Source organism: Parerythrobacter lutipelagi (genome assembly GCF_005434975.1).
GTDB classification, from domain to species: Bacteria; Pseudomonadota; Alphaproteobacteria; order Sphingomonadales; family Sphingomonadaceae; genus Parerythrobacter_A; species Parerythrobacter_A lutipelagi.
Window position 1 is genome coordinate 818,871 of the sequence record NZ_SKCJ01000002.1, and the last position, 23,984, is coordinate 842,854.

The 23,984-nt window shown below is 59.7% G+C and carries 19 protein-coding genes; 11 read left to right on the top strand and 8 right to left on the bottom strand.

Translation table 11 applies throughout. The features are described from left to right. The first annotated feature begins 3 nt into the window (after positions 1-3). Together E0502_RS12300 and E0502_RS12305 are read left to right on the top strand one after the other, a co-directional pair. On the top strand, positions 4-1,902 hold the full coding sequence (locus E0502_RS12300; RefSeq protein ID WP_137678284.1) for an XrtA/PEP-CTERM system amidotransferase: 1,899 nt from the start codon (positions 4-6) through the stop codon (positions 1,900-1,902). A 148-nt stretch (positions 1,903-2,050) separates the two neighbouring features. Next, positions 2,051-3,010: a crotonase/enoyl-CoA hydratase family protein gene (locus E0502_RS12305; protein WP_240049061.1), complete on the top strand. Its 960-nt coding sequence runs from the start codon at positions 2,051-2,053 to the stop codon at positions 3,008-3,010. Here the strand turns inward: E0502_RS12305 and zapE are convergent. The 3 genes from zapE to E0502_RS12320 are packed head-to-tail and all read right to left on the bottom strand — an operon-like array spanning position 3,007 to position 5,361. Next, a complete protein-coding gene (gene zapE / locus E0502_RS12310; protein ID WP_137678285.1) occupies positions 3,007-4,125 on the bottom strand; it encodes a cell division protein ZapE in 1,119 nt (372 codons plus the stop codon). The two genes, E0502_RS12305 and zapE, sit on opposite strands and share 4 nt — an antisense overlap. Continuing rightward, positions 4,122-4,577 carry a PaaI family thioesterase gene (locus E0502_RS12315; protein WP_137678286.1) on the bottom strand — a complete coding sequence of 152 codons (456 nt, stop codon included), beginning with the start codon at positions 4,575-4,577 and terminating at the stop codon, positions 4,122-4,124. The genes zapE and E0502_RS12315 overlap by 4 nt, the downstream gene beginning before the upstream one ends. A gap of 1 nt (position 4,578) precedes the next feature. Next, entirely contained in the window at positions 4,579-5,361 is a 783-nt protein-coding gene (locus E0502_RS12320; protein ID WP_137678287.1) for a succinate dehydrogenase iron-sulfur subunit, read from the bottom strand. 234 nt (positions 5,362-5,595) lie between these two features. Between E0502_RS12320 and E0502_RS12325 the strand changes: the two genes are divergently transcribed. Beyond that, entirely contained in the window at positions 5,596-6,342 is a 747-nt protein-coding gene (locus tag E0502_RS12325) for an SDR family NAD(P)-dependent oxidoreductase (protein ID WP_137678288.1), read from the top strand. Here E0502_RS12325 and E0502_RS12330 read toward each other — a convergent pair. From E0502_RS12330 to E0502_RS12340, 3 genes are all read right to left on the bottom strand, one after another. Beyond that, positions 6,339-7,145: an NTP transferase domain-containing protein gene (locus tag E0502_RS12330; protein WP_161593776.1), complete on the bottom strand. Its 807-nt coding sequence runs from the start codon at positions 7,143-7,145 to the stop codon at positions 6,339-6,341. The genes E0502_RS12325 and E0502_RS12330 overlap by 4 nt on opposite strands. Before the next feature lie 85 nt (positions 7,146-7,230). Beyond that, complete coding sequence (locus E0502_RS12335; protein WP_137678290.1) at positions 7,231-8,244, bottom strand: D-alanine--D-alanine ligase family protein; 1,014 nt, start codon at positions 8,242-8,244, stop codon at positions 7,231-7,233. Positions 8,245-8,318: 74 nt separating this feature from the next. Beyond that, positions 8,319-9,215 carry a haloalkane dehalogenase gene (locus tag E0502_RS12340; protein ID WP_137678291.1) on the bottom strand — a complete coding sequence of 299 codons (897 nt, stop codon included), beginning with the start codon at positions 9,213-9,215 and terminating at the stop codon, positions 8,319-8,321. A 63-nt stretch (positions 9,216-9,278) separates the two neighbouring features. Between E0502_RS12340 and E0502_RS12345 the strand changes: the two genes are divergently transcribed. Next, the gene (locus E0502_RS12345) at positions 9,279-9,914 is read left to right on the top strand and encodes a class I SAM-dependent methyltransferase (RefSeq protein ID WP_137678292.1); all 636 of its coding nucleotides are present in this window, start codon (positions 9,279-9,281) and stop codon (positions 9,912-9,914) included. Between the two features lie 65 nt (positions 9,915-9,979). Here the strand turns inward: E0502_RS12345 and E0502_RS12350 are convergent, their stop codons facing one another. Next, complete coding sequence (locus tag E0502_RS12350; protein WP_137678293.1) at positions 9,980-12,673, bottom strand: Rne/Rng family ribonuclease; 2,694 nt, start codon at positions 12,671-12,673, stop codon at positions 9,980-9,982. Positions 12,674-13,108: 435 nt separating this feature from the next. Between E0502_RS12350 and E0502_RS12355 the strand changes: the two genes are divergently transcribed. The 7 genes from E0502_RS12355 to E0502_RS12385 all read left to right on the top strand — a co-directional run bounded on the left by E0502_RS12355 (position 13,109) and on the right by E0502_RS12385 (position 22,920). Beyond that, entirely contained in the window at positions 13,109-13,981 is an 873-nt protein-coding gene (locus E0502_RS12355) for an N-acetylmuramoyl-L-alanine amidase family protein (RefSeq protein ID WP_137678294.1), read from the top strand. 60 nt (positions 13,982-14,041) lie between these two features. Further along, the gene (locus E0502_RS12360) at positions 14,042-16,582 is read left to right on the top strand and encodes a penicillin-binding protein 1A (protein ID WP_137678295.1); all 2,541 of its coding nucleotides are present in this window, start codon (positions 14,042-14,044) and stop codon (positions 16,580-16,582) included. An 88-nt stretch (positions 16,583-16,670) separates the two neighbouring features. Beyond that, positions 16,671-17,798, top strand: a complete 1,128-nt coding sequence (prfB, locus tag E0502_RS12365; RefSeq protein WP_137678296.1) for a peptide chain release factor 2 — start codon at positions 16,671-16,673, stop codon at positions 17,796-17,798. A gap of 65 nt (positions 17,799-17,863) precedes the next feature. Beyond that, positions 17,864-19,957 carry a beta-propeller domain-containing protein gene (locus E0502_RS12370; protein WP_137678297.1) on the top strand — a complete coding sequence of 698 codons (2,094 nt, stop codon included), beginning with the start codon at positions 17,864-17,866 and terminating at the stop codon, positions 19,955-19,957. An 83-nt stretch (positions 19,958-20,040) separates the two neighbouring features. Next, entirely contained in the window at positions 20,041-20,775 is a 735-nt protein-coding gene (locus E0502_RS12375) for a class I SAM-dependent methyltransferase (protein ID WP_137678298.1), read from the top strand. Between the two features lie 26 nt (positions 20,776-20,801). Continuing rightward, the gene (locus tag E0502_RS12380) at positions 20,802-22,208 is read left to right on the top strand and encodes an NAD(P)H-dependent flavin oxidoreductase (protein WP_137678299.1); all 1,407 of its coding nucleotides are present in this window, start codon (positions 20,802-20,804) and stop codon (positions 22,206-22,208) included. A gap of 13 nt (positions 22,209-22,221) precedes the next feature. Next, complete coding sequence (locus E0502_RS12385; protein ID WP_137678300.1) at positions 22,222-22,920, top strand: lipase family alpha/beta hydrolase; 699 nt, start codon at positions 22,222-22,224, stop codon at positions 22,918-22,920. 7 nt (positions 22,921-22,927) lie between these two features. Here E0502_RS12385 and E0502_RS12390 read toward each other — a convergent pair whose 3' ends face one another. Then, entirely contained in the window at positions 22,928-23,944 is a 1,017-nt protein-coding gene (locus E0502_RS12390; protein ID WP_137678301.1) for a 2-hydroxyacid dehydrogenase, read from the bottom strand. Positions 23,945-23,984 lie beyond the last annotated feature (40 nt).

A 23,984-nucleotide genomic window follows, 5' to 3' on the forward strand; every position in this document is an offset into this window, starting at 1 on the left:
GCCATGTGCGGGATCGCCGGAATTTTTCACTTGGGTACGCCCAAACCGGTCGATCCTCGACGGATTGAGCGGATGTGTGACGCGATGATCCACCGCGGGCCTGACGGTTACGGTGTGTGGACCGATCATGGGGTCGGCCTCGGTCATCGACGCCTGTCGATTATTGATCTTGAGGGCTCGCCCCAGCCGATGCATTCGACCGATGGTCGCGCGGTGATCGTCTTCAATGGCGAGATCTACAACTATCGGGAACTGCGCCGTGAATTGGTTGCGGACGGCGCAAAGTTCCGCACCGAAGGCGATACAGAGGTCATTCTGGCTGCATGGCAGCGGTGGGGGCCGGACTGCCTCGAACACTTGCACGGGATGTTCGCTTTCGCGCTTTATGATCTCGACAAGCGACAGTTGTTTCTGGCGCGAGACAGGCTCGGCGTTAAGCCGCTTTTCATGGCGCATCTATGCGACGGAAGCCTGGCCTTTGCGTCCGAACTGAAAGGCTTGCTCGCGCATCCGCTCCTGCGCCGCGAGGCCGACCCGCTCGCGGTCGAGGACTACATGACCTGGGGCTATGTGCCTGACCACAGGAGTTTCCTTAAAGGTGTGAGCAAGCTGCCGGCTGGGCATTTGCTCATTGCCGAACAGGGTCGTGGTATGCCTCAGCCGCGCCAGTGGTGGGACATCGACTTTCGTCAGCGCCGCAAAGGCAAGACGGCAGATCTGTCAGCCGAGTTGCTGCATCATATGCGTGAAGCCGTCACCTCTCGCATGGTGTCTGACGTGCCGCTCGGGGCGTTCCTTTCTGGCGGCGTCGATTCATCTTCGGTCGTCGCGTTGATGGCAGAAGCGAGCAATAGCCCTGTTCAAACTTGCTCAATCGGCTTTGATCAGCAGCATCTTGATGAAACCGGCTATGCGGAACAAGTCGCGCAGCTGTTTCAAACCGACCATCGCGCGCGCCAGGTCAACCCGGATGATTTTGGCGCGATTGATACCTTGGCCGGCATGTTCGACGAACCTTTCGCTGACGCCTCGGCCTTGCCGACATGGCGAGTATGCCAACTGGCGCGCGAGAATGTTACCGTTGCGCTGTCCGGTGACGGCGCCGATGAAGCCTTCGCGGGTTATCGCAGACACGTATTCCATGCGCGGGAAGAACAGGCGCGGGTGGTGCTGCCCGCGTTTCTGCGCAAACCCCTGTTCGGCGCGCTAGGGGCCGTTTGGCCCAAAGCGGATTGGGCACCGCGTCCGCTAAGGGCAAAGGCGACGTTCCTGTCACTCGCAGCTGATGGCGACGAAGGATACGCCTCAGCGCTGGCTGTAACGACGCCGATGCAGCGCGCCGGGCTCTATACCGATGCGTTCGCGAACACGCTGGGCGGTTATCGCGGTGAACAACCGATGATCGATCTCATGCGATCCGCCCCGGCGAAGTCTGGCCTTGATCGCGCTCAGTATGCCGACCTGAAATTCTGGCTCCCAGGCGATATTCTGACCAAGGTTGATCGCACCAGTATGGCCACTAGCCTCGAAGCGAGAGAACCCTTGCTCGATCATCGGCTGATCGAATTTGCAGCCAGTATGCCTCAGCGCCAAAGGGTCCGGGGCCGCCAGGGCAAGTGGATCCTGAAGCATACGATGGAGCGATATCTGCCCGACGAGATTCTCTATCGGTCCAAGCAGGGGTTTGTCACGCCCATCAGCGAATGGTTCAGGGGACCACTGGCCAACGAGGCGCGTGCGCTGCAGACTTCGTCCGCTGCGATCCGCGTGGGCTGGTTCGATCGTAGTCAGATTGCGAAAGTTGCGGAAGATCACATCTCCCGCCGTTCGGACCATGGGCGGCTGTTGTGGCAACTTGTCATGCTCGACAAAGCGCTCGAAAGACTCAATATTTCCGCTTGAGCGGTGACAAGTTGAGTCACAATATTTCTCCACCGCCCTGTTTGGAGACGGTTTCGAAAAACCGGTCGAAAAGAATTATTTGCCAATCGACTCTTCAATGCTCTAGTTTACATTTCTATTATAACGAATTCATGATGAGGGGTCGTCGATGGATCGTGCAGGATCAGGGATTAGCAACGAAGGCTCGGAAGATTCCGGCGGTCTCGACACGTTCGTGACTTTGTCGCGGCAGGACGAAGCCCTTGTAACCGACGCAGCGATGCCTCGCGGCGTGCCGCATGAACTGTTTGAACTGACTGAGCTGGAATCGTTCTATCAGGAAGAAGAGCAAGCCCTCTGGACTTACATGAGGCCCGCGGGGAGGCCCAGTTTCACACCGCACATGCTGAGCGATTTTGAGCGCTGGCAGGATTTGATCGCCTCCGGGTTCGGCTCCGGCAAGACCCCCCTTCGTTATCTGATCCTCGGGAGCCGTGCGCCCGGAGTGTTCTGTTTCGGCGGCGATCTGGACCTGTTCCAGCGCCTGATCCGGGACCGCGATAGGGATGGGTTGGTCCGATACGGGCACCGTTGCTGCAAGATCCTCCACCGGAACATGAACACGCTCGATATTCCGATGCTGACGATTGGCCTGGTTGAAGGCGCAGCTCTTGGCGGCGGGTTCGAGGCCTTGCTGTCGTTCGACCATATTATCGCTGAGCGCGATGCCACGTTTGGTCTTCCCGAAGTCATGTTCGGACTGTTTCCAGGTATGGGCGCGCACGCATTTCTGAGCCGAAAGCTGGGCAGCGCCATGGCGGATCGGTTGATAATTTCGAATGAAACTTTCTCGGCCGAGCAAATGTACGACATGGGAATCGTGCATCAGCTGGCCGAAAAAGGGGAAGCGCTAAGCTCGTGCAAGGAATTTATCCGCAAGTCGGAACGCCGCCACGCCGGTTTGGTCGGGGCGCGGCGGGCGACCAAGATATCCTGGGCGCTCGAGCTTGAAGAACTGACCCGGATCACGGAACTGTGGGCCGATACCGCTTTGCAATTGCGCGAGCAGGACCTGCGGGTGATGAACCGGTTGACGAGTGCGCAACAAAGGCTGGCTGATGCTGCCTAATCCATGACACCGTGACCAAGCGCCATATACTCGTCGCTCTGCATTTCCATGAGGCGGCTCACCGTCCGTTCGAATTCGAAGCTTCCGTCGCCTGACTGGTAAAGCTTCTCAGGTTCTGCTGCTGCGGTTGCGAACAGCTTGACCCGGTGTTCGTATAAGGCATCGATGAGTGTCACGAAGCGTGCGGCCTCGTTGCGGTTCTCCGGCCCCATTTCCGGAATGCCTACTGCGATCACAGAGTGATAATGCCTTGCAATCGCGAGATAATCGCTCGCGCCGCGCGCATCCTTGCAGAGCCGTGAGAAGCTGAAGACCGCGACCCCCTTGAGCGACTTGGGGACATGCAGCATACGGCCGCCGCCGACATCCAGTTCTGCGCTTGGGACGTGCGCGGCGTCCTCCGGTGCGAAATCCGTCAGGCGGAAGAAGGCCTCGCGCACTTTTGCCGTGGCCTGATCACCAAGGGGTGTGTGCCAGGTCTCAATCCCGCCGATCCGCTCCAGGCGGTAGTCAGTCGGGCCATTGAGAGGGAGAACGTCCAGACGCTCTTGAACCAGCTCGATGAACGGCAGAAAGTGTTCGCGATTGAGCCCGTCTTTATAGAGATCGCTCGGCGGGCGGTTCGATGTGGTCACTACGGTCACGCCATGATCGACGATGAGGGCCGTAAACAGCCGGCTCATGATCATCGCGTCGGCGCTGTTGTTCACTACCATCTCGTCAAAGGCGAGGCAGCGCACGTCCTCCGCAATTTGCGCCGCGACGGGCGGTATCGGATCGCCGCTCTCTTTCTTGCGCTCTTCGCGCAGCAGTGCGTGAACCTCCTGCATGAAAGCGTGGAAATGCACCCGGCGTTTGCGCCCGATTGACAGGCATTCGTGAAACAGGTCCATCAACATCGACTTGCCGCGCCCGACGCCGCCCCACATGTAGATGCCGCGAGCCGGTTCGGGCGGGCCCTTCAAGGCGCGCCACAGCAGGCTGCCGCGTTTCGGAACAGCTTCGAGTGCCTGTTGCAATATATCGAGCCTCGCCGCCGCTGCCGCCTGCTCGGTGTCGGGCCGCAACTCGCCGGTTTTCACAAGCGCATCGTATCGTTCCAAGACACGGGTCATCGCGGCGGGAACTTGCGCACTATGCCGGAGAACGACGCGACGATCTGTTCTTCTTGCTCAACTGTGCCGCGAACGAACACCAGCTTGCCTGTTTCGCGCATGATTTCCGTAACCGCGTCGAGCGGGCGGCTTGGATCGCCGCCGCCAGTGAACTGCGTTGACAGCTCCAGCGTCACTGATGGGCCTGCGTTGCCGCTGCCAAGCGTGTGCATGGTGGTGAACATCGAGATGTCGATCAGTGCCAGCGTCACCGCACCGTGGATGATGCCTTGCAGGTTCTCGTGCTTGCGCTCCGGAAACATGCGCAGACGGCTCTTGTCGCCTTCAACCCGGGTAATGAGCTTTCCCATCACTGCGCTGTTGAACAGCGTCGGGTCTTTCAGGTTCCAGTGACGCCAGCCCGGGTTTTCGGGATCCGGCCTGTGATCGAAGACCTCGTCCGATAGGGCCACGTCAGATCGCGCGTTCAGCCATCATCTTCTTGGTTTCCGCAATCGCCTTGGCGGGCGAGAGACCCTTGGGGCAAACATTCGCACAATTCATGATGGTGTGGCAGCGATATAGGCGGAACGGATCCTCCAGCTGGTCGAGCCGTTCGCCGGTCATCTCATCGCGGCTATCGGCCAGCCAACGGTATGCCTGCAGCAGGATCGCCGGACCGAGGAACTTGTCCGAATTCCACCAATAGCTGGGGCATGAGGTCGAACAGCAGGCGCACAGGATGCATTCGTACAGGCCATCGAGCTGTTCCCGTTGCTCCGGCGACTGGAGGCGTTCCTTGCCGCTCGGTGTCGGCGTGACAGCCTGAAGCCAAGGGCGGATCGAAGCGTACTGTGCGTAGAAATGGGTGAAGTCGGGCACGAGGTCCTTGATCACATCCATATGGGGCAGGGGGGTGATGCGCACTTCACCCTTCAGGTCTTCGATCGCTGTCGTGCAGGCGAGCCCGTTTTTGCCGTTGAGGTTCATCGAGCAGGACCCGCAGATGCCCTCACGGCACGAACGGCGGAAGGTCAGTGTCGGGTCAATCTCGCTCTTGATCTTGATCAGCGCGTCGAGAACCATCGGACCGCACGCGTCGAGATCGATTTCAAACGTGTCATACCGCGGATTTTCCCCGCTATCCGGGTCATAGCGATAGATCTTGAAGTTGCGCGTCTTGCCAGCACCCTCGGCTCTGTGGGTGCGCCCATTGCCGGTGATCTTCGAGTTCTTTGGAAGGGTGAAAGTCGCCATGATCGGGGGAATCCTGTTGCTACGCAAAACCTATCTAGCGCTTCACGCCATGAGAGCAAGGCGCGGCTGTTGCAAGCTTTGCGTACCCTGATGAAGCCGAAGCAACGTTTCCCGCGCTGTCCAAGTGGAACATATGGAACACAGTCCTGATGCTGATCTTCTTACCGCCCGAAAATGGCGCGAGTTCGCAGGCGGGGGAGGGAACGGTGAAGGCATGCCGTGCGTCTACCATCCATGGACGATGTAGGACAGCAATCGGGTGCGTGGCCGCAATGCGCGGCAATCTTCGGTGCGACAGGAGGGATCGGATCTGCGCTGTGCCGCGAACTGATTGCTCGCGGGACCGCGACCGTCTTCGCCGGTTCACGAGCCGGGAACGGGCCCGAAGACTCGTCTGTCAGACCGTTCCGGTTTGATCTTGCCGACGAGACCACGATAGTTGAAGCCGCTGCCATGATGAAGGCGACCCCGCCCGATCTGGTGATCGTCGCAAGCGGGGTTCTGACGCTCGCCGACGGAACAGGTCCCGAGCGCAGCTACAAATCGCTCGATCCGGGCGCAATGGCGCAGATATTCGCAGCCAATACCTTGGGCCCGGCACTGGTGGCCAAGCACATGCTGCCCCTGTTCGCGCGCGATCGTCGCTGCCTGTTTGGTGCTTTGTCTGCGCGGGTCGGTTCAATCGGCGACAACCGCATCGGTGGCTGGCATTCGTACCGCGCGAGCAAGGCCGCGCTCAACATGCTGCTGAAAAATTTCGCCATCGAATTGGGGCGTACGCACAGGCAGACGATTGTCGCAGGCCTGCATCCGGGAACAGTCGACACGGCATTGAGTGAACCGTTCCAGTCCAATTTGCCACAAGGTCAACTGACTAACGCTGCCGATGCAGCGAAAAACCTGCTCGCCGTGATTGACGACCTCACGCCTGACGACAGTGGCGGCGTGTTTGACTGGCAAGGCAAGCGGGTGCCGGACTAGGCGGCGGGCACGGGCTTGCGCTGGGGCAGCAGCTCTTCACACACGCTGTATGTCCGCTCGTTGTCGACATCGATCGCCAGCGCGCCGTCAGCGAAAGGCGTCGCCTTGATTTCCAGACCGAAGCGTTTGCTGATGCGCTTCATCGCGCCCGGCGCATCGACCAGTCTCAAGCCCATCAGCACGATATTGAACAATCCAAAAGCACGGATCATACGGTCACGGTTGGCCTGGAACTGGCCGCCCTCGCGGAAGGCTTCCATCGCGCCGAAGGCCTTCCGGTTGGCAAGGCCGTAGATATTGCAATTGGCATAGCCGCCGTCGCGGAACTTGTAGAAATTGCGTTGCCCGTCCGGGTGGGCGGCCAGCACATCCTTGTCGCGCGCGAGCGCCAGCGTCGCGTCTGCTCCGGCCGCGAGCGTAGCGCGGATTTGGGAAAAACCATCGGCTGTGAGCAAGACGTTGTCTGCCGTCGTGATAACGAAGGGGCCTTCATCGTCCGCGGCAGCGGCGGTCACGCTGTCGACGATGCCGCTATGCGAATTGACGAACCGGATCGGAGTGCCGCAATCTGCATATTGCTCGAGCAAAGCCCCGACTTCCGCTTGCGCTTCCGGCTCGATCGAAATGCGGATTTCCGAAACATCGGGCTGCGCGGTCAGGACATCAAGCACCCACTCGATCAGCGGTTTGCCGCAAATCGGCGCAATGCACTTGTGCGAAACGCCCGCGCGTTCGGCAAGCGGGTTGACGACCCCGGCGCGCTGCGCGGCGAGAAGGATAACGGTTGTCGGGCGAATGCTCACGTTGTTCTCCTTCACGCAGCGGTAGGGCGGCTGCGCGCCGTATTAGGCTTCTGCACAACGGCTGCAACCGCTACGCGGGAAGCGCTCAGCTGATGAGCGCATTGCGCCGCCAGCTTTCAGCCAGCAGTGTTTCGAGCAGATCGGCATGGCTGAAACCGGCGTAGCTCGCTGCCTTGGCCATGACCTTTTCGGACCACAGATTGCAGTTGAGATTGATTTCAATGAAATTGATGTCGCCGGTCTTCAAATCGACGCGAAACTCGATCCGGCCGTAGTCGAAAGGCAAAAACTCGCGTGCGACCTTCTTTGCCATCTCAGTAATTTTCGGCGCAAATTCTGGATGTTCGAACGTTTTCAGTGCCGCCTTCTCGGTGTTCTGGACGAGGTCGCGCTTCTCGTAATAAGTCCACAGCTTCTGCGTGTCCTCGCGTTCGTACCATAGCATCGGCAGGGGGGTGGGTTCGTCATTCAGCGTGATGAAAGCGCACTGGACATCGTAGCCGTCAAGATAGGGCTCGACGATGGCATCGTGGCCCTGGCCGTGAATGTTGGCGATGGCATTGGTCACACCGTTCCAGTCGAAGGCGTCGGAAATACCCCAGCTGGCCGACGAGGCATTCGGCTTGATGACCCAGCGCCCATCTGGAGAGGGGGGCAGATCCTTTTCAAGCACCGGCGCGCCCTTGCGATAGCAGAACCATGGGGCGGTCGGGACACCCGCGTGGGTGCAGGTCAGTTTGGATACCGACTTGTCATCCCCCAATCCGCGCAGGAAGGGCATCGCTCCGAGGTAAGGAATGCGGTGCATGTTGCACAGGATCGGGATCAGCATCTCGCTGTTAACGAACCCCCCGCGATTGAGCAGCGGGAAAACGTAATCGACATCGGGCCGTTCGAACAACACCTTGTAAGTGTTGGCGAGCTCGAGATTCAAACCGAGATCTTCCAGCGTGGTGCGCACTTCGTGGTGGTATATTGCATGATTGCCATCTTCCGGGTGCATCCCGCCGCCCCACAGCACATGCTTCGCCATGAACAGCAGGCGAACCCGCTCCTTGGCTTCGTCTGGAATGCGCAATGGTTCGATGGCAGTGGTCATAGAGGGCCTCGATTGTTGGATCGAAATCCGCTTCTAAAGACAATGCTGCGCTGCGAAAAGCGAAAAGCTGACGCTTAGATGCCCGCTTTCTTTGCTGTGTCGAGGATCGCACCGACAAAACCGAGCGGGTCGTCTTCCTGAATGAAGTGGCCGCCCTTCAGCGTTCTGTGCAGGTCGTTGTCGCGCGCCCCCGGGACTCGCTCCTTGAATTGCGCGTCGCCGCCGCGAGTAATCGGATCGCGATCAGAGAAGCAGCAGGTAAACGGCTTGTCGAAGGTTTCGAGAGCTTTCCACGCTTCCAGCTGGTCAGGCACAGCTTCGTTTTTACCCAGCGGGACCAGCGACGGGAAAATCCGGGCACCGGCCTTGCTGCCACGCGTATCGAATGGTGCATCATAGGCAGCGACCACACTCTTGGGCAGATCTGTCGTGGTCGCTTTCTGGATAATGCCGCCGATGGGAAACACCGGACTATATTTCGAAAAGGCGCGCCATTTGGCAAAGGCGGGCGGCGCTTCCTGTCCGGAGGGAAGGCCGCCATTGGACAACACGACACCGGCGAACTTTTCCGGCATGGCGGCAACCAGCCTCAGCCCGACCAGCGAGCCCCAATCCTGGCAGGCGAGGATCACGTTGTTGAGCCCCAGAGCCTCGAACCATTCGCGCATCCACGCAACATGGCCGGCATAGGTGTAGGCGTCCTTGTCCGTCGGTTTGTCAGACTTGCCGAAGCCGATGAGGTCCGGCGCAAGCACACGATACCCGCCTTCGATCACCGGACCGATCATCTTGCGATAAAGGTAACTCCAGCTCGGCTCGCCATGCATCATCAGCACAGGCGGAGCATCGCGCGGCCCCTCGTCGACATAATGCAGCCTCAGGCCGTCGCCGAGCACGTGATAGCGCGGGTCATACGGATAATCCGCAATTTTGGCGAACCGGTCGTCCGGTGTTCGATGAACCTTGCCCATGGTCAGTCTCCCCGATGCAACCTATCATGCCGCGAAGAGCGCGAAAGGGAAGAGGAAAAAGCGATGGGCGTGGCAAGTTGGTGGGATGCGCACGGAGTACCGAGAGTGATCAAGTTCGCTTGCGGCATGCCGGCAATCATGAAGTTGCGATCGCAAGTCGTTCCCATGGCAGCAGGCGACGTGTTCGAGCTCGGCTGCGGCGGGGGCATCAACCAGCAATTTTATCGTGCGGGCGCAATTACACGCTATGCCGGGATCGACCCGGGCGGGAAGCTGCTTGAATACGCGCGGGCCGAGGCAGAAAAGAAAGGGTGGAAGGCGGATATCCGCGACGGGATCGGCGAAGATATTCCATTCGACGACGAGAGCTTCGATACTGTGGTGTGCACCTACACGATGTGCTCGGTCCAGGATCAGGCACAAGTGGTACGAGAGATGCGGCGGATCCTGAAGCCCGGCGGCAAACTCTTGTTTCTGGAGCATGGACGGGCGCCCGATGCACAGGTCGCACGCTGGCAGGATAGAATCGAACCATGGTGGAAGCCGTTTGCCGGCGGGTGCCACTTAACCCGGCCGATAACTCAGGCGGTAACAGACGGCGGTTTCGAGGTGGATGCCCTCGGCGCGCGCTATTTGCCGAAAACCCCGAAATCGATCGGCTGGAACGAGTGGGGCGTCGGAGTAAAAGCTGGGGAATAAAGACCGCGGAGCAAATGCGGGGGAGTAAAGGCGGGAGCCTGATGGCCCCCGCCTGATACTTCACATCATTCGCCGAAAGTGCGCTGCCACCAACCGCGGCGCGGCTTGCCACCTGCATCGTTGGCCGGTTTATCGTCCGACGCCGCTGGTGCAGGTTCCGCCGGTTGCTCAGCGGCAGCAGGTTCCGCTTTCTTCTTGCGTGTCCGCTTCGGCTTAGCCGGTGCTGGTTCTTCCGCAGCCGGTTCTGCCTGAGGCGCAGCTTCCGCTTCCGCTTCAGGTTCGACTTTCTTTTTGCGCGTGCGCTTGGGCTTGGCCTGGGCCGCTTCCTCTGACGCAACCGCGGCTTCGGATTTGGTCTCGTCGGCTTTCTTCCGCCGCGGCGCGCGCTTCTTTGGTTTGGGCGCTTCTTCCTCGGCTGCAGCTTCTGCGGTTTCCGGTGAGCCGTTTGGTCCGGCGACGACCGCCATGTCTTCCTTCACCTGCTCCGAGATTTCTCCAAGCGCTTCGCCATCGGCTTGCTCGTTGCCGTCCTTGTCACGGTTGCGACCACCACGCCGACCGCGTCCGCCGCGGCGACGGCGTTTCTTGGGCTTGCCGTCGTCATCGTCACTGTTGTTTTCGGCATCGCCGGAGCCGCTGTCTCCATCATCGGAGTCATCATCGCCCGTTTCATCGCCAGCATCATCGCCGCTGTCATTGGGGGCGCCATGGTCGTCACGATCGCCCCGCTTCTTGCGCCCGCGGCCGCCACGCCGACGGCGCTTCTTCTGCGGCTTTTCGTCGTCATCCTCGCGATCGATTTCTTCTTCGATCTCTTCGTCGTCGTCATCATCGTCGTCTTCGACGATCGGTTCGAACTTGGGCGCTTCAGCCGGTCGAGGGCCGGAACTCGAAACGGTCATTTTCGCGCCTTCGTCCTCGCCTTCCGGCACGACTTCGACGTTCACTCCGTAACGGTTTTCGATTTCGACCAGGTCGGCGCGTTTCGAGTTGAGCATGTAAACCGCAGCTTCGGTGCTGGCGGCCAGTGTGATGATCGTCCCCTTGCCCTTCGCTGCTTCGTCTTCGATCAGCCGCAAGGCGGAGAGGCCGGCACTTGATGCCGTACGGACAAGTCCGGTGCCGTCGCAATGCGGACAATCACGCGTGGTCGCTTCGAGAACACCGGTGCGCAGGCGCTGGCGGCTCATTTCCATCAAACCGAAGCCGGAAATTCGGCCAACCTGAATGCGTGCGCGATCGTTCTTCAGGGCATCCTTCATCGCGCGTTCGACTTTGCGGACGTTGGAATTGTACTCCATGTCGATGAAGTCGATCACCACGAGGCCCGCCATATCGCGCAGGCGTAGCTGGCGGGCAATTTCCTTGGCGGCTTCGAGGTTGGTCGCGGTGGCGGTCGCCTCGATCCCGTGTTCCTTGGTCGAACGACCGGAGTTGATGTCGATCGATACGAGAGCTTCGGTCGGATTGATGACCAGATAGCCACCCGATTTCAGCTGTACCACCGGATCGTACATCGCGCGCAGCTGGTCTTCCGCGCCATATCGCTGAAACAGCGGAACCGGGTCCGAATAGGCTTTAACCCGGCGAGCATGGCTCGGCATCAGGAGCTTCATGAAGCTCTTGGCGAGTTTGTAGCCTTCCTCTCCTTCGACCACGACCTCTTCGATCTCGCGATTGTAGATGTCGCGAATTGCGCGCTTGATCAGGTCGCTGTCCGAATGGATCAGCGCAGGCGCGGCGGAGGCCAGCGTCTTTTGCCGGATTTCGTCCCACAACCGCGCCAGATAGTCGAAGTCGCGCTTGATCTCGGTCTTGGTCCGGCTGAGACCGGCAGTGCGAACAATCAGGCCCATGGACTTGGGCAGGCTCAGCGCACCAACAACCTGTTTCAACCGTTTGCGATCCTGAACGCTCGAAATCTTGCGCGAGATGCCGCCGCCGTGGCTGCTGTTGGGCATGAGCACGGTGTAGCGACCGGCGAGGCTGAGATAGGTGGTAAGGGCTGCGCCCTTGTTGCCGCGCTCTTCCTTTACGACCTGTACCAGCAGGACCTGCCGCCGCTGTATGACGTCCTGGATCTTGTAACGGCGACGCAGCGCCTGGCGACGTGCGCGGACTTCATCGACTTCCTTCGCACGGCTTCTCGGTTTGCCTTTACCGTTGCCTTTGCCCTGACGGCGGCGACCGCGACCACGGCCCTTCTGGCCATTGTCTTCATCGTCGGAATTGCCGTCAGCGGACGAATCATCATCGTCGTCATCGTCATCGTCATCGTCGCCGTTTTCAAGCTGGCCTTCCTCGATTGTCGAGACAGTGCCTTTCTCGGACGTGTCGATTTCCTCGACGCCGTCTTCGGCCAGATCCTCAGCGAGCGCTTCGGCAGATTCTTCGTCTTCGGCGTCGTATTCATCGCCAGGCAGATTGCCTGCATCTTCGTCTTCCGATCTCAGACGCGCTTCTTCCTCGGCGGCTTCAGCCTCTTCGGCGAGCAGCGCATCGCGGTCTTCTTTCGGAATCTGGTAGTAGTCGGGATGGATTTCACTGAAGGCCAGAAACCCGTGGCGGTTTCCGCCGAAATCGACGAAAGCCGCTTGTAGCGACGGTTCGACCCGGGTTACTTTTGCGAGGTAGATATTGCCTTTGATCTGCTTGTGTTCAGCAGATTCGAAATCGAATTCTTCAATGCGGTTTCCCTTGAGCACTGCCACCCGAGTTTCTTCGGTGTGGCGCGCATCGATAAGCATGCGGGTTGCCATTTATTATTCTCCAAACGCCTCCGGGCGGGGCAGACCCCGCGATAGGAGGGCGTTCATATGTGTGGGAGCCAGCGGCCACCGTTGGCGCGCTGGCGATATCGGACCGGACCGGGCGCATTTGAGCGCTGTGCCGGAGTGATGTGTCTGCCGAATAGAGAGAGCGCATTGGGTGCGCTGCCGGACCCGTCGATGCAGCGGCGCAGCTCGAAAACTGCGGCGACTGGATCGGGGAGAGGCTTCTCATGTCTGCATCAACCTGTTGAATGCTCCGCGCAGGATGCCGGAGCCAAACCCGGGTTAAGCAGCCATAGTGCAAACAAAAGTGTTGCCTTGGCTGCAGGTCGCCCCGATTTGATGGAAGTTAGCTAGCACCGTGGGTTTCACCCCGCAACCATATTGCGCAATCCCACCGCAACACCCTAACAGTGTCGCGTAATGTCATTGCGCATACAACTCTGGCTGATTTTCCTTGCTCCGGTGCTGCTGGTTGCCGGGCTCGTCGCGTTCGGTTTGACCATCCCGATCCCGCATCTCGGGCGCGAATATGTCGTTCGGGTCGCTTTGCCCGAGGCAGGTTCGCCGGTCGACCTCCCTGAAATCCTTGGCCCGGAAGATCGCTCACGACCGCTCGTGGTCATCGATGCGGGGCATGGGGGAAAAGATCCCGGCGCCAGCGGAGCCGGCTACCGCGAAAAGGATGTCGTTCTAGGCCTGGCGAAAGCGTTGCGTGACGAGCTGCTCAGGCAGGGCGGTGTGCGGGTTGCTTTGACGCGTGATGACGACACGTTTCTCGTGCTTGAAGAGCGCCCGGAAATCGCGCGACGGATGAGCGCAGACCTTTTCATTTCGATCCATGCCGATTCTGCCGGCGAAATAAGTGCAGTGAACGGCGCGAGCATCTATACGCTTTCGAGCGAAGCGTCGAGCGAAGCGGCCGCGCGTTTTGCCGAGCGGGAGAACAATGCAGACGCGGTAAATGGTGTGCAACTCGCCGGCAAAAGTGACGAGATAAGCACCATTCTGGTCGAGCTATCCCAGCGGCGCGTACAGGAAACCAGCGCCGAATTCGCTCGCCTGATCACCCGGGAAGGCCAGGGGACGCTTCGGTTTCATCCGCAATCGCGCCGTTCGGCGGCCCTGGCTGTCTTGCGCGCGCCTGACGTCCCGGCTGTGCTATACGAATCCGGCTTCGTGACAAATCCGGCAGATGCAGAGCGACTGACATCCGCTGAAGGAAAACGGGATTTCGCGGAAGCGATGGCCCGTGCGGTGCGCATATTCTTCGCCCGCCAGTCCAGCTCATCGTAGATTACCCTGTAAAGCTGCTGGCGCTATTCAGAATCTGCATGCTAAAGGCCGCGCAGAACCATGGCAGACACTACGCTTCAATCGATCAGCTATCGCATTCGGCGCGAGGCCAGCGGCTTTATGGCCTGGCTCAAGCCAAAGGCCGAAGTGGCAACCGAATGGTTCCGCAGCAATTGGCGTGAAAAGCGCTGGTTTCGTTGGGCGAGTTCAGCACTGGGTGCGTTCCTGCTGATATTTCTTGCTGGTTATATAGTACTGACCCGCGATCTTCCCGACGTGGAAACGCTCCGCGATTACGAGCCTCCTCTGCCGACCGTCGTTCGGGGATACGACGGTGAGATCGTCCATAGCTACGCGCGCGACCGGCGAGTACAGCTCCAGTATGCAGACTTTCCCGAGCCGCTGATCGAAGCGTTTCTCGCCGCAGAGGACAAGACTTTCTTCAGCCATGGCGGAATCGACGCGGGCGGCCTTGCCGGGGCGGTGATCGACTATGTCAGCAAGATGGGCAGCGGAGAGCGTGCCGTCGGCGGCTCGACCATTACCCAGCAGGTCGCCAAGAATATCTTTCTTTCGAAAGAGTACTCCATCACCCGCAAACTGCGCGAGATGATTCTGGCTCGCCGCATTGAAGGTGTGCTCGATAAGCAGGAAATTCTCGAACTCTACCTCAACGAGATTCCGCTTGGCCGCCGCAGCTTCGGTGTGCAGGCCGCCGCGAGAACATATTTCGACAAGGATGTCGGCGATCTCGAGCTTCACGAGGCGGCCTATCTGGCGATTCTGCCGAAAGCGCCGGAGACTTACAGCCGCGAACGCAATTTCGACCAGGCGATGGAGCGGCGCAATTTCGTGCTCGACCAAATGGCTGCGAACGACTTCATAACTGCAGCGGAAGCCAGCACAGCCAAAAGCCGGCCTCTGGGTATCGTCAATTCTCGCACATTGCGTTCAGCCGATGCGGGTTACTTCCTCGAAGAAGTCCGGCGCCAATTGCTCGATCAGTTTGGCGAAAGCGCTGAGGATGGTCCGAACAGCATTTATGCCGGCGGGCTTTGGGTGCGGACTTCGCTCGACCCGGACTTGCAAGCAGCCGCGCGCGATGCACTGCGCCAAGGCCTGATTCGGTATCATGCCGGCCGCGGCTGGAGCGGTTCAATTGCCACCATCAATTTTGACGACGGTCCGTGGCAGCAGCAGCTTGCCAGCTCTCCGCTCGGGATAAATTACCAGGATTGGCGTGTCGGGGTGGTTACCGAACGCAGCGGTTCGAGCGCGACCATTGGCTTTTCGGATGGCGAGACTTTCCCGCTCAGCGGTTTGCCCAGTGCACTGAAGGCGGGCGATGTCATTGCAGCAAAGAAAGCAGGCAACGGCTACAGCGTCGGCACCGTTCCCGCAGTATCCGGGGGCTTTGTGGCGCAAATGCCGACCACGGGGCGTGTTCTGGCCATGCAGGGCGGTTTTGACGACCGCTTGTCCGATTTCAACCGGGCCACGCAAGCAGAGCGTCAGCCTGGCTCGACAATCAAGCCATTCGTCTATGCGACCGGTCTGGAAAATGGATTCACGCCTGCGACGGAAGTGCCTGATCAAACCTATTGCTATTATCAGGGGTCGCGATTGGGCGAGAAGTGTTTCCGCAATTCCGGCGGCGGCGGTGGCGGTATCCACACGATGCGCTGGGGACTTGAACAGTCGCGCAATTTGATGACCATTCATATCGCGATGGAATCGGGCATGCCCAAGGTCATCGAGACATTCAAGAATTTGGATATCGGCAGTTACGAGCCCTATCCTGCGTTCGCGCTTGGTGCTGGCGAGACAACTGTGATGAAGATGGTCAATGCCTATTCGGCGCTGGCCAATCATGGGCGGATGAACAAGCCGACGCTGGTTGACTATGTGCAGGATCGGCGGGGCAAGGTTATCTGGCGGGCCGACAATCGGGATTGCACCGGCTGCAACATGGCAGAGTGGGATGGCACGGCCATGCCGCGCTTCGGGCTGACCGGGGTTCAGGCGATGGATGCCCGCACCGCGTATCAGACTGTCCATATGCTGGAAGGGGTCGTCCAGCGCGGCACGGGAACAGTGCTGCGCAGTCTGGACATGCCGATGTTCGGAAAGACCGGGACGACGACCGGCCCCACCGACGTCTGGTTCATCGGCGGAACTTCCGATCTGATTGCCGGCGCCTATGTCGGTTACGACACGCCTCGCAACCTGGGCGGCTATGCTCAGGGCGGCACTGTCGCAGCACCGATTATCAAGGCGTTTTTCGAGAAAGCGAAGCCGAAGCTCCGGCCCGAACCTTTTGTTGCCCCTCCAGGGGTGCGGATGGTCCGGGTTGATCGCCTGTCTGGCAAGCGCGTGTTCGATGCATGGCCGACCGACGATCCGAAAGCGTCTGTCATTTGGGAAGCGTTCAAGCCTGATACCGAGCCGCCACGCTCGACCCGGCGAGACGAAATCGAAGCCAAGCGTCAGGAAATCCTCGCGATCATCCGGCGCGGACAGCAGGGTGCCGCGAGGGAAAACCAGAACGTGGTTGAAACCACCAAGGAAGATTTCGTCGAGGACCAGGGCGGCATCTACTAGGGACGATTGCCCGAATTACGCTGCCCGGTTCCCTTTACAAACCCCCGTCGTCCGCTAATCGGACCGCCAATCATTCGGAGAGAATGCCATGCGTGCCGAAGGGCAGGCCCATATTGATCGTATCGAAGCCGCGTTGCAGCTTGTGCGCCAGTCGCTCGACTGGGACCGCGCACTGCGCCGCCTCGATGAGCTGAACGCGAAAGTGCAGGATCCGACCCTTTGGGACGACCCTGCAGAGGCGCAGGCGATCGGTCGCGAGCAGAAGCAGCTCGAGACATCGGTCAACACGGTCAATGAAATCTCGGGCGAGATGTCCGACGCTATCGAATTCATCGAAATGGGCGAAGCCGAAGGCGACGACGATATCGTCAATGATGGCCTCGCCAGCCTTGCAAAGCTGGCTGACAGAGCAGACGCGGACAAGGTTCAGGCGCTGCTTTCAGGTGAGGCCGACGGCAACGACACCTATCTTGAAATCCATGCCGGAGCCGGCGGAACCGAGAGCCAGGACTGGGCAGAAATGCTGTTCCGCATGTATGCCCGCTGGGCCGAACGGCGTGGCTTCAAGGTCGAGACCGTCGAATATCAGGCGGGCGATCAGGCGGGGATCAAGTCGGCCACGCTGCTGATCAAGGGCGAAAACGCCTATGGCTATGCCAAGACCGAGAGCGGCGTGCATCGCTTGGTCCGGATCAGCCCCTACGATAGCAGCGCTCGGCGCCATACCTCGTTCAGTTCGGTATGGGTCTATCCCGTCATCGACGATGACATTGAAATCGAAATCAATCCGTCCGATCTCAAGATCGACACATACCGCGCTTCGGGAGCAGGCGGACAGCACGTAAACACCACCGACTCTGCGGTCCGGATTACGCACCAGCCAACCGGCATTGTGGTGGCGAGCCAGAACGACCGAAGCCAGCACAAGAACCGCGCAACAGCGATGGGGATGCTCAAGGCGCGGCTGTTCGAACGCGAGATGGCGGAACGTGAGGCGGTTGCTTCGGGCGAGTATCAGGAAAAGAGCGAGATCGGCTGGGGCCACCAGATCCGTAGCTATGTCTTGCAGCCCTATCAGATGGTGAAAGACCTGCGCACCGGGCACACATCGTCTTCACCGGACGATGTACTCGACGGCGGGCTCGACAATTTTATCGCGGCATCGCTGGCGCAGCGGGTGACCGGCGAAACGGTCGAAGTGGAGGATGTGGAATAAGCTGTCGCAGCTCGATGCTTGTCCAAATCAGATCAATGCCATAGCTTCCGTTCAGGAGGCGGAATATGGCGACTTTTTCGAAGCTTGCAGGCATCGCGCTCGCATTGTTCATGGCCCCATCGGCGCATGCCGAGCCGGGTTATGAAGACAGAGAGGTCCGCAGGCTTTCATGGCCTGAACTCCAGCGCTTCGAGAACGACCGCGAATTCCGGCGCTACTTGCGCGACGTCCGTTCTATCCAGAACCGCAAGCGGCGTGCTGAAATTTCACCGCCTCCGACGCTGGTGAATAGCGAGATCGTGGTAGCGATGACTCAGGATGTACCGCCTGAGGAGTGTATCGACCCCGATTTGTGTCCCGAGGAGGAGGCAGGATCCGTTGTTGTGACCGGATCTCGGATGCAATCGCAGCCGGCGACCACAGCAGTCTCGGCGGAGAGCATTACCAACACCCAAAAGGTCGGAGTCGATGAAGGCGATATCGTCAAACGCATCGGCGACTATTTTCTTGTCCTGCAGGATGGCAGATTGTTCGCAGTGAATTTTCGGACAATGACGCTGACCGACCGGATCGATGTATACCGCAAGGACGAAGACGGTGATCCAATAGGAGCCGATTGGTATGACGAAATGCTGGTCCACAATGACCAGATCATTGTCACTGCCTACAGCTACGAGGACGACGCCAGCGAGCTATCGGTTTTTCGTCTCGATCAGGCGTCGGGGCAGATGGAGCCACGCGGTGTATTCCTGATCAGTTCGGACGATTATTACGACATCGACAATTACGCGACACGTATCGCGGGCGACAATCTGATCATCCACACACCCTATCAGGCGACTGATCTCGCGAGCCGCGAAAATCGCCCGCACATTCGGCGCTGGATTCCCGGTGAGGACTTCGACGAAGCGGTGAGCCGGGGCAAGCGCGTGCTTGATGCAGAAGACATCGTAAAACCGGTCTTCGGGGTGGCAGCCCCTTACGTACACACAATATCGGTCTGCCCGTTGGGTGATGTGGGTGCTGGCAAGCTCGACTGCGATTCGACGGCATTTGTCGGATCGGAATTGGCTGAGATGTTCGTGTCGACGAATGCCGTGTATCTCTGGACATCTGCTGCCGAGTACGAGGATTTCTATTCCAACGACTATTGCAAGACAGGGGTGGCGAGGGCAGAATCCAAACTCGTCCCGCCCGGCGCTGTTTATCGCCTTGCACACCGCAGCCAGGACCCGGAGGTTCTGTCAGTCCGCGGCGTGCCGCACGATCAGTTCTCCATGGATGAAACCGACGGGCGCTTCCGGATGCTGCTTGCTTGGGCGCGAACTGATTGCGACGATGATGAAATTCCAACCGAACTTGCGTTGCTGGAAGAAGGAACCCGCGCTTTCGGAGCGAAGTGGTTTGCGCCGCAAGACTCCCGGTTCGAGCCAATCCCCACGGCAGAAGGCCATTCAATCCAGAACCGGTTCGTAGGTCCGTGGCTGGTTTATGGTGGGCGTGCCAATTGGGGCGGCAGACCTCCATATTATCGGCGTGGTGAGGACGAGACCGAAGCAGTGCTCCTCAAAAGTGATCTGATTGTCGTAAATGTGTCAGAGCCATCCAAGAATTTCAGCTTGGACATGGGCCATCAACTCACCCGACTCGAAGCGCTTGGCTTGAACGCGATTGCCACAGGATATCGCGACAATTCAGGACTGATCGTGTCACACCTTGATCTTTCCGGTGTGCCGCAGTTCAGCGACCACCTTGCATTGCCCGACCGGTTCGAAAGCGAGAGCCGCAGCCATGCGTTCAACGCAACATTATCGACGGATGGATCGGGTATGCTAGGCCTGCCGACAGTGCTCAGGCGTGATCGGGCCAACCGCTTTCCGTGGTATTCGGATCAGTCGGACATCAGCTTTATGTCCGTCGCACCGGATGGCGCACTGGGCAGCCTTGGTGCATTGGGGGGGGAGCCCGCTGACAATATCGAGACTGCCGACGACTATGCATGCGAAGTTTCGTGCATCGACTGGTATGGCAACGCACGACCGTTTTTCGTGGAAGGCCGCATCTTTGGCCTCATGGGCACGGATTTGGTGGAAGCGCAGCTGCAAGAAGGTGCGATTGTCGAGAAAACCCGGGTCGATCTCACAGCGTCCCCCCGTTGATCCATTGCTGGCAGCTTCATCTGCTGAAACAACAAGCGCTCGGAAGGTTTGCGCCGCTGCATTGCGCGGACTATGGGGCGTGCATGAGGCTTGTCCTGCCCTTGATCCTGTTTTCCGGCGCATTGTCGGGATGCACGCCGGCCGAAAGCGATCGGCCCGACAGCGCGCTCGAATTCCCGCTACCGGACAGGCCAGTATCCTCGCTCGGCGCCAATGAATTCTCGACAGAAACCGCGCGTGATAACCGTGGTGAAGCGGAAACCGTGATGGATCTCGCCGGGATCGAGCCGGGCATGACGGTTGCCGATATCGGTGCGGGTGAAGGGTATTACACCGTGCGCCTGGCAGAGCGGGTCGGCGTTGATGGCCGTGTTCTGGCGCAGGATATTGACGGCGATGCCATTGCCCGTCTCGGCACACGGGTGGAGCGTGAGCGGTTCGAAAACGTTTCGATCAAGCTTGGCGCACCGGATGACCCGCGCTTGCCTGAAAGCAGTTTCGATCGCGTGTTCCTGGTGCATATGTACCACGAAGTGCAGGAGCCATATGCGTTCCTTTGGCGGCTTTGGCCGTCGCTCCGGCCAGACGGTCAAGTGATCGTCGTCGATGTCGACCGACCGACCGACCAGCACGGGATCGATCCGCTGCTGCTGTCCTGCGAATTCGAGCGGGTCGGCTTCGAGCTGGTGGCTTTCAAAGATGCGCCGGAGCTTGCCGGGTACTATGCACAGTTCAAGCGAGCCGCTAACAGGCCCGCACCACAAGAAATAAAGCCATGCCAGGGGTCGCCCGGCGGCGCAGGCAACGCAGCCCCATAGAGCTGCCGCGAGAGAATGGAATTGCAATGAGTTTCAAGGGACTGAGCCCGATGGTTTACGGGGGCCGCGAAGTGTGGCCGCTGATCGAGGGCGGCAAAGGCGTTTCGGCTACCAATCACAGCAGCTCTGGCGCCTGGGCCGCGGCGGGGGGAATCGGGACTGTCAGCGCGGTAAACGCGGACAGTTATGACGAAGACGGCAACCCTGTTCCTCAGCTGTATCCGCAGGCCACCCGCAAGGAACGCCATGAACAGCTGATCCGCTACGCGATCGACGGGGCGACCGAGCAGGTGAAGCGGGCGCACGACATGTCCGGCGGCAAGGGCGCGATCAACATCAATGTCCTGTGGGAAATGGGCGGCGCGCAGCAAGTGCTCGAGGGCGTTCTGGAGAACTGCCCGGGCCTGATCACCGGCGTAACGTGCGGTGCCGGGATGCCGTACAAGCTGGCTGAAATCGCTCAGCGCCATAATGTGTGCTATTTGCCGATCATCTCCTCCGCCCGCGCATTCCGCGCCCTGTGGAAGCGCAGCTATTCCAAGGTTCCTGATCTGATGGCTGCGGTGGTCTATGAAGATCCCTGGCTGGCGGGCGGGCATAACGGCCTGTCCAACGCCGAAGATCCGACCAAGCCTGAAGATCCCTTTCCCCGGGTGAAGGCACTGCGCGACACCATGCGTGCCGAGGGCGTGTCGGAGGATACCGCAATCGTCATGGCCGGCGGCGTGTGGTTCCTGCGCGAATGGGAAAACTGGATCGACAATCCGGAACTTGGGAAGATCGCTTTCCAGTTCGGCACCCGTCCATTGCTGACGGAGGAAAGCCCCATTCCGCAAGTCTGGAAGGACATGCTCCGCACGGTCGAGCCGGGCGACGTTTTGCTGCACAAATTCAGCCCGACCGGTTTCTATTCGAGCGCGGTGAAAACCCCGTTCCTGTATGACTTGATGCATCGCAGCGAGCGGCAAATTCCGATTTTCAAACGGGATGAGGAAGAGGGCACGATTCCGCTGTCTGACCATGGCAAGGCCAAGTATTTCTGGGTTCATCCCGGCGACCAGCGCAAGGCGCAATCGTGGATGGCCGAAGGCTTCACCGAAGCGCTGAAGACGCCTGATGACTCCGTCGTCTTTGTAACTCCGGAGAGCGCGGAGGTGATCCGCAAGGACCAGCAGGACTGCATGGGCTGTCTGTCACATTGTGCTTTTTCCAGCTGGAAGGATCACGACAATTACACCACCGGCCGTCTGGCTGATCCGCGCAGCTTCTGTATCCAGAAAACCCTGCAGGATATCGCCCACGGCGGCGACCCGGACGAGAACCTCGCCTTTGCCGGGCACGCGGCTTACCGTTTCAAGCAGGACCCGTTCTATTCCAACAATTTCACGCCAACCGTGAAGGAGCTGGTCGATCGCATTCTGACAGGGGATTGAACCTGACCCGCTGATGGCAAAGACTGAACCGAAGCCGCTGAAACGCTATATGCTTGGCGAATTGCGCGCCTTCCCGAAGGTGATCGTCAGCCCGGTTCGCTCTGCAGTTGCGTCCCCAGTGGTCGGAAGCGGACAGCCGGTGATGGTCATCCCGGGCATGCTGTCGGGAGATTCGACAGTGTCATTGCTCCGCCGATCGGTCGCCGCTGCAGGGTTTGACGCGCATGCGTCGGGCATTCGCTTTCACACCGGGGCCGACCTTGCGACATTTGCTGCTCTTGAGGCGCGAATCGATGCCATTGCACGCGGTTCCGGACGCAAGGTGACAATCGTCGGCTGGAGCCTTGGCGGCCTGTACGCGCGTGTCCTGGCGCAGCACCGGCCTGACTCGGTTGCGATGGTTGTCAGTCTCGGCTCGCCATTCTCCGTCGGACCGCGCGCCAATCGGGCATGGCCGATCTACAACCTCGTAAACGGTCACACGGTCGATGACCCCCCGTTGCGAGACGATGTCGCCGTGAAGCCGCCGGTGCATACCGTGGCGGCGTGGTCCAGGCGCGACGGCGTGATCTCGGTTGAAAGCGCGCGGGGGAAATCGGGCGAGTGCGACGAAGAGGTGGAGATGACCGGATCGCATCTCGATCTGGGCACTTCAGCAAAATGCGTGCGGCAAGTGATCGATATTCTAGGCGCGCGGACACACCTGATGTGACCAGTCGCTAGATAAGGGCATCCAATACCTGGTCAGGCGGTCTGTGGCCGTCGGCCCAGAACCGGATATTGGCGATCACTTTCTCGCCGGATGCCTCGCGCCCTTCGACCGTTGCACTGCCGATATGGGGCAGGGTCATGACATTGGGGTGCCGGATCAGCCGCGGATCAACGTTTGGCTCGTCTGGATAGACATCGAGGCCGGCGCCTCCGAGATGCCCCGCCTCCAGCGCAGCGATCAACGCCTCCTGATCGACCAGGTCGCCGCGTGCCGTGTTGATCAATGAAGCGCCGGATTTCATCAGGCCAATCCGCCGTTCGTCAAGCATGCCGATGGTTTGATCGGTTGCCGGGCAATGCAGCGTGAGAATATCCGCCATGCCGATCAGCTCGTCGAGTTCCTCGATATAGCTGGCACCCAGCATGCGCTCGATTGCTTCGGGCAGGCGCTTGCGATTGTGATAGGCGATTTCGAGCCCGAAAGCTTTCGCCCGGTGAGCCACCGCTTGTCCGATCCGGCCCATACCGACGATGCCAAGGGTTTTTCCGCCGATCTTGCGGCCCAGCAGGCTCGACGGTGCCCAGCCGGACCACTGACCGCTGCGGACCAGCTCTACGCCCTCCCGGATGCGGCGCGGCACACCGATGATTCCGGACATCGCAAGATCGGCAGTGTCATCGGTAAAAACACCCGGCGTGTTGGTGACCATGATGCCGTTATCGCGCGCAGCCTTGAGGTCGATATGGTCTGTGCCCGCACCGAAACTGGCAATCAATCCGAGCCTGTCACCGGCTTGCTCGATCATCTGCCGATCGATCCGGTCGGTGACAGTCGGCACCAGAACGTCGCAACTGGCCATGGCGTCGACCAGCTGATCGCGCGAAAATGGGGTGTCCTGGGTGTTGAGCACAGCGTCATAGAGCTCGGCCATACGCATCTCGACCGACGGCATGAGGTGCCGGGTCACGATAACTCGCGGTGTTCCCTCGAACCGGCGGTTTCCTGCTTCGCTCTGTTCAGCCATAGCGTTCGGCTAAGCCGAGCATGGCCTGTCGGTCAAGCAT